This is a genomic window from Mesorhizobium sp. M0140, assembly GCF_040322475.1.
In the GTDB taxonomy this organism is placed as follows: domain Bacteria; phylum Pseudomonadota; class Alphaproteobacteria; order Rhizobiales; family Rhizobiaceae; genus Mesorhizobium.
In genome coordinates, this window is record NZ_JAMYTM010000001.1 from 170,165 (window position 1) to 184,641 (window position 14,477).

The following is a 14,477-nucleotide window of genomic DNA, read 5'->3' on the forward strand; positions in this document are numbered from 1 at the left end:
CGCTGCCAGGGAGTTTTGCAAGCGTTGTGCCAGTTCGCGGAAAGGCCGGAACCACGGGATTTCCGCCTTTGTCTGACGTCATGCGGGCAAAGCCTGTGCGGATTTCCGCACAGGCAGTGTTTGCCTGGGCGGGTTTTCGCATTACACTGGCCGAAAGCCGCGAGCAAAGGGGAGAGGGCAGACGCCGCAAGCAGGCACCGATAGCGGATTCCCTGGATTTGCCGGCCGTGAATTGCTGCGCGAGGCGGTGGCGCGGCTGCGCGATGGCCGCTGGGTTGCCGTGGTCGTCGCTCTTGCCTTTCTGGCCGGCGCGATCGCCATTGCCGGGCGCATCGCCTCCGGCCAGGCGGCCGATAATCTGCGCGAGACGGCACTCGCCGCACTGCCGCTGGCGGCGGGAACCCTGACCGGCGAAATCGAAAAGCAGCGCCTGGTTCCACTGGTGTTGGCCAGAGACGATGCGGTGCGCGGCGCTCTGCGCCGGGCCGGAAAAATGAAAGAAAAGGCCCTCAACGACAAGCTCAAGTCGATTGCCGGCGATGCCTCGGCATCCGCCATCTACATCATCGATACGGCAGGCATCGCCATATCAGCCAGCAATGCCGACGAACCGGCGAGCTTTGTCGGCATCGATTACAATTTTCGGCACTATTTCCAGGAAGCGATGAGCAAGGGTGCTGCCAGCCAATATGGCCTCGGCACAATCAGCGGCAGACCGGGGCTGTACCTTGCCAGCCGCGTCGACGATGGCGGCAAGCCGCTTGGCGTTGCGGTGCTGAAGGTCGAACTCGACGGCGTCGAAGCCAATTGGCGTTCCAGCGGTTTCCTTGTGTTCATCACTGATGAACGCGGCGTGGTGCTGGCTACCAGCCAGCCCGACTGGCGGTTCCGTGCGCTGGCACCACTGTCGGCCGAGGACACCGCCGCAGCCCACGAGCAGCTCCAGTTGGCCGATGCAGGCTTCGAGCCGCTGCCGATCCGGCGCGGCGCGGGTGACGGCCTGGCGACGATCGACAACGCGGGAAAACCGCGCCAGTTCGTCGAGGTGGTGCAGGATTTGCCTGGTGCTGTTCCTGGCTGGCGTCTCTGGCTGCTCACTCCCGCCGACGCTGCTCTTTCATCGGCCGCCAACACGGCGCGCCTGACCACGCTGCTTGGGCTTCTGCTGATGGGCTTGCTTGCCTACGTGCTGACCCGGCGCCGGCGAACGCGCAGGCTGAGGCAGGAGGCGCTGGCGCGTATGAATGCCGAGCTGGAGAGCCGAGTCAGCACGCGAACGGCCGAGCTGACCCGCTCCAACACCGCACTTGCCGGTGAAATCGCCGAGCGCGAGAATGCCGAAGCCAAGGTGCGCCGGCTGCGCGACGACCTCGCCCAGGCCAACCGGCTTTCCATCCTCGGCCAAATCGCCGCCGGCGTGGCGCACGAGATCAACCAGCCGGTCGCCGCTATCCGCACCTATGCCGAGAATGCGGGCCGCTTTCTCGAAACCGGCAAAACCGAACCGGCCAGCGGCAATCTGACGTCGATCGTCTCGATGACCGAGCGCATCGGCGCGATCACCGGCACCTTGCGCACTTTCGCCCGTCGACCCGGGGTTGCCGCTTCGCCGCTGCCGGTGCGCGAGGCAATTGATGGCGCGCTGTCGCTGCTGTCGGGCCGCATCCGTGATTCCGGCGTGACCATCGTCAAGCCGCGCGGCAATGCCTCGCCGGTGGTCCTGGCCAGCCGCATCCGGCTGGAGCAGATACTCGTCAACCTTTTGCAGAATGCGCTCGACGCGATGAAGGACCAGTCTGATCCCCGCATCGAGATCCAACTCGCCGAGCACGACGACAGGGTGCTGATTTCGGTGCGCGACAATGGCCCAGGTCTCGGCCCGGAAGCAGCCGGCAATCTGTTTATGCCGTTCCAGACCACCAAGGAGAAGGGGCTTGGTCTCGGGCTGGTGATCTCGCAGGAGATTGCCCAGGAATTGGGCGGCACGCTGCGGCTCGATCCCAGCAATGGCACCGGCGCATCTTTTACCGTCGACTTGAGGCGAATTGAATGATTGAGGGATCAGGGTTGGTGGCGCTCGTCGACGACGATGCGGACCTCCTTCACGCCACAACGCAATTGCTCGAGCTTGCCGGCTTCACTGTGGTCGCGCGCGACGCCGCCGAGGCAGCGCTTGCCGTTGTCGACAGGACCTTTGAAGGCGTGGTGGTCAGCGACATCCGCATGCCGGGCATGAACGGGCTGCAGCTGTTCGATCGCATCAAGGCGATCGACCCGGACATACCCGTGATCCTGGTCACCGGCCATGGCGACGTCGATCTCGCAGTGGCCGCGCTCAAGGATGGTGTCTACGATTTCATCCCGAAACCCTTTGCCGGCGACCGCCTTGTCGAGGCGCTGAAACGGGCATCGGAGAAGCGACGACTGGTGATGGAGAACCGGCGGCTGCGCGAAGCCGCGGCGCTCGCCACTGACGGCCTGCCGCTGATCGGCGAGGCTCCTGCCATCAAGCGGCTGCGCGAGACCTTGCGCCAGATCGCCGACATGGATGTCGACGTGCTGGTCGAGGGAGAAACGGGAACCGGCAAGGAAGTGGTGGCTGACCTGCTGCACAGGTGGGGGCGGCGGCGCTCAAAACCCTTCGTGGCACTGAACTGCGGCGCCCTACCGGAGACGGTCATCGAGAGCGAGTTGTTTGGCCATGAGGCGGGCGCGTTCACCGGCGCGCAGCGGCGGCGGATCGGCAGCATCGAGCATTCCAGCGGCGGTACGCTGTTTCTCGACGAGATCGAATCCATGCCCCCGGCGCTCCAGGTCAAGCTGCTGCGGGTGCTCGAAACGCGCAGCCTCACCCCGCTTGGCTCGAACGATATCAGGCGCATCGATCTGAGGGTCGTTGCGGCGACCAAGGTCGATCTCGGCCGGCCGGACCAGCGCGGCGATTTTCGCGAGGATCTGTATTTTCGCCTCAACGTGGTGACGCTGCGCATCCCGCCGCTGCGCGAACGGCGCGGCGACGTCCCGATGCTGTTCGGGCATTTTCTCGGCAAGGCGGCGGAACGGTTCGGCCGGCCGGTCGCCAAGATGAATGCAGCCGTCAGCGATCATCTCCAGTCGCATGACTGGCCGGGCAATGTCCGCGAGCTCGCCCATTTCGCCGATCGCGTCGCGCTCGGTCTCGGTCCGGACGATGAGGTGAGGACGGTCTCCGCGCACGCGCCGGAGCCTGCGGCAGCATTGCCCGAACGGGTCGGCCAATACGAAGCGCAGCTCATCCGTGACGCGCTGCGCGACCATGGCGGCGACGTGCGCGGCGCCATCGACGCCCTCGGCGTGCCGCGCAAGACCTTTTACGACAAGCTCAAGCGCCACGGCATTGCCGCATCCGAATTTCGCAATGGCGGCGATACCGATACGCAACCCATCTCGGAAAAGCGATGAATACGACCATTGAAACGACGGCAAATCCCTCGCCGGAAGAACTCGCCTTTCTCGGCGAAAGGTTGACGGCGTTCAACGACGGCGATGTCGGCGCATCCGAAAGGAAGGCGCTTGTGGTGTTTGTGCGCGACGAGGATGGCGCGGTCGTCGCCGGCATTTCCGGTTACACGGCCTGGGGCTGGCTCTATGTGCAATGGCTCTGGGTCGATGAGCGGCTGCGCGGCCAGCACATGGCCGGCACAATGCTGGACGCGGCCGAACAGGAAGCGGTGGCGCGCGGCTGCAACAATGCCTGGATCGATACCTTCAATCCGAACGCCGCCAAGGTCTATCAGCGCCAGGGCTATCGGCCCTTCGGCTCGCTGGCCGATTTCCCTGTCGGCCGCAGCCGCATCTTCCTGCAGAAGGAACTGGTTGGCGGTTGAGCAATTCCAGGAAAAGTGTGAAGCGGTTTTGCGTCCGGAATTGCGTCAAAGCAAGAGTCTAGCCGGCGAGTTTTCCGCCACGCATCGGCTGCGGCGCGCCGGTGGTGCTCGGGAAACTGATCGGCAAGCCGCGCAACACGCGAACCGCGAGGAAGGCAAAACACTCCGCCTCGACCGCATCGCCGCTCCAACCGAGGCTTTCCGCCAGCACCACCTCGACGCCGGCGCGGCTGGCCAGCATTGCCATCATGGTCGGGTTATGGCGACCACCGCCGCTGACCACCAGCTTTTTAGGCCGGCTTGGTAAGAGGTCGAGTGCCTTGCCGACGGCGCCGGCGGTGAAGGCGGTGAGCAAGGCGGCACCATCCTCGGCATCCAGGCCGTCCGCCATCGCGGCACCGAAGTCGAAACGGTCCAGCGATTTCGGGTAGGCTTTGCTCAGATAAGGGTGCTGCAACAGCTTGGCCAGCCGGGCCTCGTCCACCTTACCTGCACGGCCAAGCGCGCCGTCGCGGTCCATCTCGCCGAGCCCCTTCGACTTGATGAAATCGTTCAGCGGCGCGTTGGCGGGTCCGGTGTCGAAGGCGACGACATTGTCGGCGCCATCCCACCAGGTGATGTTGGCGACGCCGCCGAGATTGAGTACGGCGACCTCGCCATTGGCGCCGGCGCTGCGCATCAGCGCGGTGTGATAGACCGCGGCCAGCGGCGCGCCTTGCCCGCCGGCGCGTATGTCGGCCGAGCGGAAATCGTATGCGACCTTGGTGCCCAAGATGGCATGCATCAGCTCGCCATCGCCGAGCTGCCTTGTCTGGCCCAGCCGTCCAACCTGCGGCGCGCGATGCAGAACGGTCTGGCCGTGAAAACCGACGACGCCGATATCGGCCATCGTCATGCCATAGCCTTCGACCAATTCCTTGACGGCTGCCGACTGGGCACGCGTCAGGGCTTCCTCCGCGGTGCGGAAGATCGCCGGCTCCGGCCCGACAAAGTTCCACGCCCGCGCCTCCGTCAGCGTCTCTTCCAGCAGGGAGCGGATAGATGGGGGATAGGGCATCAGCCGATAGGTGCCGAAATCCTCGATCTGCTCGCCATCGGTCTTGATCAGCGCGACGTCGATGTTGCCGTCCAGCACCGTGCCGGTCATCAGGCCGACGGCCCAGATTGGTTCCATAATCGTTTCCTTATCGAACATGATCTTTTCCGAAAACGGTTTCCCACTTTTCGGGGCCATGCTCCAGTCCCCATTAATGAGGCCGCCGACCGCTTGACGAAGCAAAACGATTCCACTGTCGAAATGACGTGTCGGATGGATCCGGTTGGTGAGCAAGGTCCAAGCCTTGCCCCTGTCGAGGCGGGGGTCGCGGTGCCGAGGCGGACCTATCCTCGTAGCGCCACGGGCGACACTGGACTGCGCAACGCCGGTTCTGCGGTCGTTTGGGCTCAACACAGCGGCAATGCCACCTCTTGCCTATCATGCGCGAAGGCGCGACCTTGCTCGATCTGGCAAACGCTTCCGCCGAAATCCGCAAGGGAGAGAAAATCATGACATCATCCGATGTGGCCGTCATTGCAGGCGCGGGCGCTGGTGTGAGCGCCTCGCTTGCGCGCCTTCTCACCCGGGAAGGCTTTCGCGTGGTTCTGGCCGCCCGCAACGTCGAGAAGCTGGGCGCTCTGGTCGATGAGACCGGTGCGCTGGCCGTTGAGACGGATGTCGCCGACGCTGCGTCCGTCGCCAGGCTGTTCGACACCGCCGACAAGGCCGGCCCGCTGGCGCTCGTGGTGTTCAACGCCAGCGCACGCACACGCGGCCCGATCGCCGAGCTCGATGCGGAAGCGGTCAAACAGGCATTGCTGGTCGGCGCCTATGGCGGCTTCCTGGTCGGCCAGCAGGCGGCGCGCCGGCTGCTTGTCCGGGGATCCGGTTCGATCCTGTTCACCGGCGCCACCGCCAGTGTGAAGGGCTTTCCCGGCTCGGGCGGCTTTGCCATGCCGAAATTCGGCCTGCGCGGCCTGGCGCAGTCCATGGCCCGCGAACTCGCCCCGAAGAACATCCATGTCGCCCACTTCATCATCGACGGCCAGATCGAGCCGCCCGGACAGGCAGCCGATCCCGACCGGCCGGACCGCCGCCTGTCGCCGGATGCCATCGCCGAGGCCTATCTCACAACCCATCGCCAGCATCGCAGCGCCTGGAGCTCGGAGCTTGAGTTGCGGCCCTGGGTCGAGACGTTTTGACAATCCAGCTGACCGGCGGGCGGGAAGTAATGCGATCCTTCCGCCGTTCCTTGCATATTAGGCAATGCTGATATTTTGTGGCGCTAAGCTGCTTATCCAATACATAAAAAGACATAGGGTAATATATACGTTTGTTTAACGCCGGTTGTGCATGTTGCAGCTTTCCCGGGTTAATTGAGAACGCGCATGTCGGTTACACGTCGTACACTGCTTGCGGCCGGGAGCGGCGGGTTGCTGATTTCACAAGCCCGGGCAGCCAGCACTCTGGGACAGCAGGCGGAGAGCGCCCCTCAACCTATCGCGAGCGGCGATGCATTGCGCATCGCAATGCCGGCCTTCGCTTCCAATCCGTTCTTCCCGGCCGACGGATCGGGGGACGATGGTATAGACATGGAACTGGCCCACGGCATCGCCGCGGCGCTTGGCGTCGAGCCGGTGTTCGACCGATCCGCCGCAACGTTCGACGATATTGTGAAACAGGTCAGTTCCGGACAGGCCGACCTGGCGATTGGCAAGCTCAGCCGGACGCTTCAGCGCGGCCGGTCGATCATCTATTCGCGCCCCTACGCCATGCTGCGGCAAGGGCTGATCGCCAACCGCCTCAACCTGGCGCGTATCGCGCAAGGCAAGCCGCCCGAAGGGATCGTCCGTGATTTCTCAGGCGATCTTGGCGTGATCGAGGGCTCTTCATTCGCCACTTATGCGGCCACGACTTTCCCGCATGCGCAAATCCACCGCTTGGCAAGCTGGGATCTGATCATCGATGCGATCCGAAACGGGACGATCGACATGGCCTATCGCGATGATTTCGAGATCAAGAAGCTGATGGTCGACGATCCGTCGATGACGGTCGTAGCGCGCTCCATCACGCTGACCGACAAGGTCGATACGATCGCAGTCGGCGTGCGGCCGGACAATCCGCATCTCGCAGCCTTTGTCGATCTGTATCTCGATCTCGCGCGGGGTCAGCAGGTTCTCAGCACGGACGAGATCATCGCCCGCTATCGCCAGGGGAGCAAAGCCTGACATGGCAATCTCCGAGTTAGCCGGACCCCTGCCTTTCGATTGGCGCCTGATGGCCAGGCGCATACTGCGATCACCCGTGACGACGATCGCGATGATTGCTGCAGGGATCCTGTGCGGCCTCTACTATCCAGATTTTGCCCATGCGATCAGCCCTGTCGCACAGCTCTACCTGAATTTCCTCAAGATGGTCGTCCTGCCCTATTTGGTCTCGTCGGTCATCTTCTCCATCACGGCGATGGTCCAGGACCCGAAATCGGTCCGCTACCTCGGCAAGGTGGGTATGGCCGTGCTGGTCGTGTCGTTCCTGAGCGTGCTGGTGAGTGGCACCTTGTCGCTGATCCTGCAGCCGGGCCAGATCGAGAATCCCCAGTCGCGCATCGAGCTTGGCGAGTTCATCAATTCGCAAGGCAGCGTATCCACCGATCTCGCCTTCCCGTTCCAGCCGCCAGCCTCCAATGGGGATCCCAATGGCGGGCACTCGATCCTGCTCGACCTGGTGCCGAACAACGTCTTCAATGCCCTGGCCTCGGGCCAGACCATTCAGGTCCTGCTGTTCTGCCTGCTTTTCGGGCTCGCGATGGGGAAGATTCCCCAGCCCTCGTCCATGAGCCTGACCCAGGCGCTCAACGCGGTCTACCGGGCCTGCACGGTGCTCACCAACTGGTTCATCTGGGGGTTGCCCTTTGCAACCTTCATCCTGATCGCGGACCAGACAGCGTCGACCGGAACCAAGCCGCTCATGCTGATGGGCGGTTACCTGCTGGTGATGGGTCTTTCCTGCCTTACATTCGTTGCCGGGGCATTTGCCATTATCGCGATCCGGTCGCGACGCAGCTACTGGACGACGATCAAGACCTGCCAGCCGCTTCTCATGGTGGCCATCACCACACGCTCCTCGGTCGCCTCGCTCCCATGGGTCATCAACCTGTTGGGCGAGCGCCTGCGGTTCAGCCTGGTGGTCGTCGAACTGCTCGTGCCGTTACAGGCGGCACTGCTGCGGACAGGCCCGGCACTGCTCTATACCTCGGGTGCGCTGTTCATCGCTCAGCTCTACGGCCACCAGCTTGCAGTCCCGGACCTCGTGCTCGTCGGTATCATCTCAGCGCTTCTCGCGCTCACCACCGGCGGCATGGGCAGCCTGCTCATCCTGTCGCAGATGTCCATCGTCTGCGGCTACCTGAAGCTTCCCTTCGAGGCGGCGTTCGTCCTGTTCGTCGCGGTGGATGCAGCCGTCGACACGTTCATGACGCTGGCCAGCGTCTGCACCGTCGCGGCGAGCACGGCAATGATCGCTCCCAGCCACAGGGAGGCGGCACAGCCTGAAACCGTCTCGGAACAGCTCGAAGCCGAGCCTGCCAGATGATCGACGACAGCATCCGTCCCCAGCTCGGCATTATCGGCGGTCTTGGGCCGCTTGCTTCGGCTGATTTCTACTTCAAGCTGACCCGGATGACCCAGGCGCTCAGAGACAACGAACATGTGCCTGCCGTGATCCTCAGTGTCCCGCAGCTGCCCGACAGGACCGAAGCGATCCTTGCCGGCCATGACGGGCCGCTGGCGCCTTTGAAAGCCGCGGTCGCGACGCTCAATGCGCTCGGCGTCGCCCGCATCGCGATGCCGTGCAACACCGCCCACCATTGGTACGGCCAACTGGCGGCGAATTCGCGCGCGGAAATCATCCATATCGGAGATGCTGTGGTGACGGAGACGCGTCGCAGCCTGGATCAGGGCCGGGTTGCTGTTCTCGCCACCCAAGGCACGCTGGTCTCCGGCTTCTACCAGGACAGGATGTCGGCAGCGGGATTTGAGCTCTGCCTTCCCGCGAACACCGAGTTTCAGGCCTGCGTCGACAGCGCGATCAGCCTCGTCAAGGCGGGTTCGATCGCGGATGCGGCGGTTGAAACCGAGCGCGCGCTCGACATCGCGCAAGCGGCCGGCGCCGATGCAGCCCTGCTCGGCTGCACCGAACTGTCGGTGGTGGCCGCCAGCCTCAACGATATCAATGGATTGGTCGTCATCGACAGCAATGCGGCCTTGGCGCGAGCCTGTCTGACACGATTGGGCTTCGGTGCCCAGGAAGCCCGCGGCCTGCCGACCGTATCGCGGCTGCCGGAACATGACCGATCGATGCGCGCCAGCTTGGCCGCACTGGTCTAGCCCTATGGATAGAACCTCATAGCATTTCGGAACCCGTCAGCCTTGGCGCGGCACGCCCTTGGCAAGCAGGTAGACGAGGTACGGCCCGCCAAGCAGCGAAGCGAACAGGCCGGCGGGCAGTTCGTAGGGAAAGGCCGCCATGCGCGACAGCCAGTCCGAGACGATCATCAGCAGGGCGCCCAGAAGCATCGCTCCGGCGAGATGGACGCGGGCGTGGGAAAAGCCCACCAGACGGGCAAGGTGTGGCGCGATCAGGCCGACGAAGCTCAATGGCCCGACGACCATGGCGGCCAGCGCAGTCAGCAGCGCGGCAACGATGATCAGCATCAGCCGTCCGCCGGCAACCGGCACGCCCAGCCCGCGTGCGCTGTCGGACCCGAGCGGCAGGATATCCAGCCAGCGGGCGGCAAGGAACAGCGGCAACGTCAGCGGCAACAGACAGGCGAGTGCTAGCCCTGCATCGAGCGCCGACGCCTGGCCGGTCGAGCCGCTCAGCCAGCGCAACAGAATGTAGGACTGCGCGTGGCCCATCGCGATCGTTGCGGTGATCGCAGCGCTGCACAGCGCGCTCATGGCGATACCGGCAAGCAGCAGCCGCTCGGCACCGAACTTTGCTTGTGCGGCAAGGGCCAGCATGGCAATCAAGGCCGCCAGTGAGCCCAGGGCTGAGCCGGCGAGCTGCCAGCCGAGACTGGCCGTGGCGCTGACCATCAGCACGGCTGTCAGGCCGGCACCGGCGCCGGTGCCGCCTCCCCGCACTTCGGGGCTTGCCAGTGGGTTGCCGGTGACCCGCTGGATGACGACGCCGGCGGCCGCGAGCATGGCGCCGGCGGCGGCCGCCACGCCGATCCGCGGCGCACGCCACGCGGCGAGATCGGTTAACAGGTCTCCCCCAGCAATAGACCAGCCGTCCGGGCCACGCCCGACGACAAGCGCCACGATGGCAGCGACAAGCGCCAGCGCAAGCAGAAGCAGGATGATGAGCCAGGGCCGGCTGGCCTTGCGCGGTGCGGTACCATTCGAACCGAGATGCGGCCACTCGAAAAGGCGCAGCCGCGGCAACAGCCACAGCAGCAGCGGACCGCCGAGCAGGGCGGTGCCGGCACCGGTCGGAATGCGTTCGCCACCGGAACCGGCGGCCAGCTGTACCAGCCCGTCCGTCAGCCACAGCAGCACGGCGCCGATCAGCGGCGCGGCGATCAGTTTTTGGCGCAGTGTGCGGGCGCCCGAAAGCGTGGCCAGCGCCGGCGCTGCAAGACCGACGAACCCGATGACGCCAACCTCTGCCGCGACCGACGTCGCCATCCACACGGCAAGCGCGATGATGAGAAAGCGGCTTGAGTGACGGGCGACGCCCAGGCCGCGTGCCGAGGCATCGTCGAGACCAAGAATGGTCAGCGGCCGCAGCAGCATCAATGCGGCAACCACACCGGCCGCCAGCCTGATCGTCAGCGCGATGGTCGGCTCCCAGTCCTGCTGGACCAGCGATCCGCCGCCCCAGATGAACAGCGAAAACAGGTACTCGCCATTGGCGAGGATCAGTGCTGCGCTGACGGAACTGGCGGTCAGCGCCACCATCATCCCGGCGAGCACGATGGAGACCGGTTCCAGCCCGCGCCGCCAGGTCAATGCCAGCACCAGCAGCACCGCGGCGATGCCACCGGCGAAGGCGACCAGGCCCTGCGACCGCTCCATCAGCAGCGGTGCGTAAAGCGAGGCGATCGTCATGGCCAGTTGCGCGCCGGCCGAAATACCGAGCGTCGACGGTTCGGCCAGCGGGTTGCGCAGCACATGCTGCAACAGCAGGCCGGACAGGCCGAGCACCGCGCCGGCCAGCACCGCCACGGCGGCGCGCGGCAGCGTGCTGTAGACCAGGATGACGCTGTCGAGATCAATGCCGTCGCCCGGCGGTGCGGCCGGCCATTGCATGCCGACGCGCCATGCGAAGAGGAGGGCGGCCAGCGCCGCCAGGAAGCTCCACAGGGCGATTGGCGACAGCGCGGCACTCGTCGCGGTGCGATCGCTTATGGTGCGCTCAGCCATGGCTCTGCCCGGCAAGGGCGGCCGTCGCCAGACGCGCGAAGCGGCGTGCCGATGGCAGGCAACCGAAATGGTTGACCGGATCCAGCACAGCAACACGCCCCTGGCGGACAGCGGGTAGCGCGTTCCACAAGGCATTTGTAGGAAGCGAACGCCCGACATCTGCCGGCAGTGGCGAAACGATCAGGATCGACGCCTCGGGCACGCGCGCTAGCGCCTCCAGTCCGACGGGTGCCGCCGCGCTGTAGCTCGTCTCGTTGGTCCATGCATTGACCAGGCCGAGACGCGTCAGCACATCGCCGAACATGGAATCGCGGCCAAAGGCTCGAAAATGCCTGCTATCGCCGAGACTGATGACGAAGACCCGCGCGGGGGAGGGGGGCAAGGTGGCGCCAAGCTGCGTGATCTCGACCGCCGTCTCATCGACGTAGCGCTTCGCCTCGGCCTGCCGTCCCAGCTTTTCGCCCAGGGCCAGTGTCGCCGCCTCGGCGAGCGCATAAGGTGGCACGCCGGCCTCGTAGACCGTTTGCGCAAACACCGGCGCGATGCGTTCGAGCATCGGGCGCTGGTATTCGTAGAAATTGGAGATCACGATGAGATCAGGCGCGACGATGCGCAGCAGCTCGTAATTGGGCGCGCCGCGCAGCCCGAGATCGGTTGCCGATTGAGGAACCGCCGGCTCGACCGCGATCTTGCGGAACTGGATCAGTTCGGTCGCCGCCACCGGCTCGATGCCGAGCGCCAGCAACGTCTCCAGCATGCCCCAGTCGATCGCGGCAACGCGCATCGCCGCCGCCCTGGCGGCGACCGGTGGCAGCAATGCCGCGGCCGCCAGCGCAAGCACCTGCCGTCTGTTGGGCAGATGGATCATCACTGGCGGATTCGGCACATGGCTACCAAGTCGTATGCGCCTTCAGCTTGAATGAGCGGCCTTCGCCATAAGAACAGGCTTCGACAGTGGTGGTCTGACAACTGGAGACATAGGTTTTGTCGAACAGATTGGTGATGTTCAGATCGACACCCCAGGTCTCCTTGTCGTAGCCAAGCTTCAAGTCGGCCAGCGTGACAGCTGGAACCTTGTTGTTGTTTGCGTTGTCTGCCCATGAGGAGCCGACGTAGCGCAGGCCGCCGCCGATCGAGATGCCGTCGTACCAGCCGCCACGAAAAGTATAGTCGACTGAGGCGGAGGCCATCACCTCTGGCACGATGAACGGCGTCTTGCCAATCAGCGCCGGGTTGGCGTCCTTGGTGATATCGATGTCATAGGCGGTGAAAGCGCCGGTGAGCCGGAAATCCTCGGTGACGTTGACCTTGCCTTCCAGTTCTATACCGCGTGAGCGCACTTCGCCGGTTTGCAACTGCGTGAAGAAAGTAACGTTCGACGGTACATTCTGACGGGTCAGGTCAAAAAGCGACAGGGTGAACAGGCCATCGACAAAGGTCGGCACATATTTGACGCCGACTTCGTACTGCACGCCCTCTTCCGGCTTGAACAGATTACCGTTGGCGTCGGTGCCGATGAGCGGGTTGAAGAAGGTGGCAATGCTGGCATAGGGGGTTACGCCATTGGCAAACTCATAGGCGAGGCCCGCGCGACCGGAGAAGTCGCCGACAGTCTGGTTCTGCGTGCTGGAACTCGCCGAGTAATATGTCGGCCGATTGTCGGCGTCGAGCCAGCCACGGTCGTAACGGCCGTTCAGCGTCACCAGCCAGCCGTCGCCGAAGCGCAACTGGTCCTGCGCGTAGAAGCCGAGCTGCTTCTGGGTCAAGTCCTGATTGAGGTAGCTGACTCGTGGCGTCAGTGGCGCGCCGTAGATTGGGTCGAAAGCATCAATGGGAGGGGTTGTGCCGAAGAGCGCCGACGATTGCACCTGGTCGATGTTGTAATATTTGTAGTCGATGCCGGCCAGCAGCGTGTGTTCCACAGCGCCTGTCTCCACCTTGCCCTCGATCTGCAGGTCCGACAGGAATGTCGTGGCGTCGGTATCGTGACCGAAATTGATGCGATTGAGCTGCGTCGCGCTCGCCCACCCGTTGGCGTAGACGTTGACTTCATTAATCGAGGCCGCACTGAGGCGCATGTTGGAACGCACCGTCCATTGGTTGTCGAAAGTGTGCTCGAACTCGTAGCCGATCGAACCTTGCTCGCGCTTGTAGAGATCGACACTCGGCTCGGTAAAATTGGCATCTGGGTCGATTCGACCGTAATTCACGCCGCCGATAATCCGATCCGTTACAGTGCCGATGTAAGGCAGGAAGCTGCCGCCATTGTGGTTCTCGTCGATGTGGCTGTAGTTGGCCAGTACCGTCAGCTTGGTCTGCTCGTCGGGCTGCCAGGTGATGCTGGGCGAAATGAAGCCGCGCCAGCCATTCTGCAAATCGCTGTAGGTGTCGCCGCCGGCGACTTTGCCCGTTACCCGGTAGCTGACAACACCATTGCCGTCGACGTCGCCGATGTCGAAGCCCAGATAGACATTGCCGGCATCGTTGACGCCGGTCTCGATATAGCGCTGCCTGCCATCCGGTCGCTTGCTGACATAGTTGACGAGGCCGCCGGGATTGCTGCCGCCATAGAGTACGGAGGCCGGCCCTTTCAGCACTTCGACTCGCTCGAGGCCGAAGCTGTCGACGTAGAAGCCGCCAAAGGCGTAGCTGAACAGTTGCAGCCCATCCATGTAGGTGCCATCAGCCGTGGCTTGGAAACCGCGGATGAACAGCCAGTTGGTGTCGCTGTCCGGGCCGAAGGGCTGTGCGAACACCCCGGCCGTGTAGCGCAAGGCCTCGTCGACTTTCTGTGCGCCCTGGTCGTCGATCTCTTGACGTCCGACCACCGACACGGATTGTGGGATATCCTTGATGTCGGTCGCCGTCTTGGAGCCGGTCCTGCTTTTTTTGGCGACGACGCCTTTAACCGGTCCGGTCGCGCCATCGCCGGCCTCGCCCTCGACCACCACCGGTTCAAGCTGGGTGCTGGTTTGCACCGACTGCGCCAACGCGGCCATTGGCGGGATCATCGCGGCTGCGGCGACGCTGGCCGCCAGAAGCGCCTTCATCAGGTAAGTTCTGCTCATCAGGAAAGTCCCCGCCTGTCGATATTGAGATACCTGATTATTTATCTCAACTTATCTGCTGGTCATTGGACGGAATTGG

General features: G+C 64.0%; 11 protein-coding genes. 7 read left to right on the forward strand and 4 right to left on the reverse strand.

The genetic code is table 11. The annotated features are described in order from the left end of the window. Window positions 1–232 precede the first annotated feature (232 nt). The 3 genes from NKJ37_RS00820 to NKJ37_RS00830 are packed head-to-tail and all read left to right on the forward strand — an operon-like array spanning window position 233 to window position 3,866. Window positions 233–2,053 (forward strand): sensor histidine kinase, encoded by a 1,821-nt coding sequence (locus NKJ37_RS00820; protein WP_031212271.1) that lies wholly within the window; start codon window positions 233–235, stop codon window positions 2,051–2,053. Continuing rightward, window positions 2,050–3,441 (forward strand): sigma-54-dependent transcriptional regulator, encoded by a 1,392-nt coding sequence (locus NKJ37_RS00825; protein ID WP_023808781.1) that lies wholly within the window; start codon window positions 2,050–2,052, stop codon window positions 3,439–3,441. The genes NKJ37_RS00820 and NKJ37_RS00825 overlap by 4 nt, the downstream gene beginning before the upstream one ends. Further along, entirely contained in the window at window positions 3,438–3,866 is a 429-nt protein-coding gene (locus NKJ37_RS00830) for a GNAT family N-acetyltransferase (RefSeq protein ID WP_023808780.1), read from the forward strand. The genes NKJ37_RS00825 and NKJ37_RS00830 overlap by 4 nt, the downstream gene beginning before the upstream one ends. Before the next feature lie 58 nt (window positions 3,867–3,924). Here the strand turns inward: NKJ37_RS00830 and NKJ37_RS00835 are convergent, their stop codons facing one another. Further along, entirely contained in the window at window positions 3,925–5,040 is a 1,116-nt protein-coding gene (locus NKJ37_RS00835) for an anhydro-N-acetylmuramic acid kinase (RefSeq protein ID WP_023808779.1), read from the reverse strand. A gap of 371 nt (window positions 5,041–5,411) precedes the next feature. Here NKJ37_RS00835 and NKJ37_RS00840 point away from each other — a divergent pair, with 371 nt between their 5' ends. The 4 genes from NKJ37_RS00840 to cuyB all read left to right on the forward strand — a co-directional run bounded on the left by NKJ37_RS00840 (window position 5,412) and on the right by cuyB (window position 9,287). Next, on the forward strand, window positions 5,412–6,104 hold the full coding sequence (locus NKJ37_RS00840; protein ID WP_023808778.1) for an SDR family NAD(P)-dependent oxidoreductase: 693 nt from the start codon (window positions 5,412–5,414) through the stop codon (window positions 6,102–6,104). A gap of 186 nt (window positions 6,105–6,290) precedes the next feature. Then, window positions 6,291–7,130, forward strand: coding sequence for a substrate-binding periplasmic protein (locus NKJ37_RS00845; RefSeq protein WP_031212267.1), 840 nt, complete (start codon window positions 6,291–6,293; stop codon window positions 7,128–7,130). A 1-nt stretch (window position 7,131) separates the two neighbouring features. Then, the gene (locus NKJ37_RS00850; RefSeq protein WP_128302408.1) at window positions 7,132–8,493 is read left to right on the forward strand and encodes a dicarboxylate/amino acid:cation symporter; all 1,362 of its coding nucleotides are present in this window, start codon (window positions 7,132–7,134) and stop codon (window positions 8,491–8,493) included. Beyond that, window positions 8,490–9,287, forward strand: a complete 798-nt coding sequence (gene cuyB, locus NKJ37_RS00855; protein WP_023808776.1) for a cysteate racemase — start codon at window positions 8,490–8,492, stop codon at window positions 9,285–9,287. Before NKJ37_RS00850 ends, cuyB begins: the two co-directional genes overlap by 4 nt. 36 nt (window positions 9,288–9,323) lie before the next feature. Here the strand turns inward: cuyB and fhuB are convergent, their stop codons facing one another. The 3 genes from fhuB to NKJ37_RS00870 are packed head-to-tail and all read right to left on the reverse strand — an operon-like array spanning window position 9,324 to window position 14,398. Next, a complete protein-coding gene (gene fhuB / locus NKJ37_RS00860) occupies window positions 9,324–11,330 on the reverse strand; it encodes a Fe(3+)-hydroxamate ABC transporter permease FhuB (protein ID WP_352772207.1) in 2,007 nt (668 codons plus the stop codon). Beyond that, the gene (locus tag NKJ37_RS00865; RefSeq protein ID WP_128302525.1) at window positions 11,323–12,198 is read right to left on the reverse strand and encodes an iron-siderophore ABC transporter substrate-binding protein; all 876 of its coding nucleotides are present in this window, start codon (window positions 12,196–12,198) and stop codon (window positions 11,323–11,325) included. The genes fhuB and NKJ37_RS00865 overlap by 8 nt, the downstream gene beginning before the upstream one ends. A gap of 22 nt (window positions 12,199–12,220) precedes the next feature. After that, window positions 12,221–14,398, reverse strand: a complete 2,178-nt coding sequence (locus tag NKJ37_RS00870) for a TonB-dependent siderophore receptor (protein ID WP_245486018.1) — start codon at window positions 14,396–14,398, stop codon at window positions 12,221–12,223. Window positions 14,399–14,477 lie beyond the last annotated feature (79 nt).

Bases quoted from the DNA above. Each gene is read 5' to 3' on its own strand.
- cuyB (WP_023808776.1), top strand. From the start codon at position 8,490: ATGATCGACGACAGCATCCGTCCCCAGCTCGGCATTATCGGCGGTCTT.
- NKJ37_RS00835 (WP_023808779.1), bottom strand. From the start codon at position 5,040: ATGGAACCAATCTGGGCCGTCGGCCTGATGACCGGCACGGTGCTGGAC.
- NKJ37_RS00840 (WP_023808778.1), top strand. From the start codon at position 5,412: ATGACATCATCCGATGTGGCCGTCATTGCAGGCGCGGGCGCTGGTGTG.
- NKJ37_RS00865 (WP_128302525.1), bottom strand. From the start codon at position 12,198: ATGATCCATCTGCCCAACAGACGGCAGGTGCTTGCGCTGGCGGCCGCG.
- NKJ37_RS00845 (WP_031212267.1), top strand. From the start codon at position 6,291: ATGTCGGTTACACGTCGTACACTGCTTGCGGCCGGGAGCGGCGGGTTG.
- NKJ37_RS00825 (WP_023808781.1), top strand. From the start codon at position 2,050: ATGATTGAGGGATCAGGGTTGGTGGCGCTCGTCGACGACGATGCGGAC.
- NKJ37_RS00870 (WP_245486018.1), bottom strand. From the start codon at position 14,398: ATGAGCAGAACTTACCTGATGAAGGCGCTTCTGGCGGCCAGCGTCGCC.
- fhuB (WP_352772207.1), bottom strand. From the start codon at position 11,330: ATGGCTGAGCGCACCATAAGCGATCGCACCGCGACGAGTGCCGCGCTG.
- NKJ37_RS00830 (WP_023808780.1), top strand. From the start codon at position 3,438: ATGAATACGACCATTGAAACGACGGCAAATCCCTCGCCGGAAGAACTC.
- NKJ37_RS00850 (WP_128302408.1), top strand. From the start codon at position 7,132: ATGGCAATCTCCGAGTTAGCCGGACCCCTGCCTTTCGATTGGCGCCTG.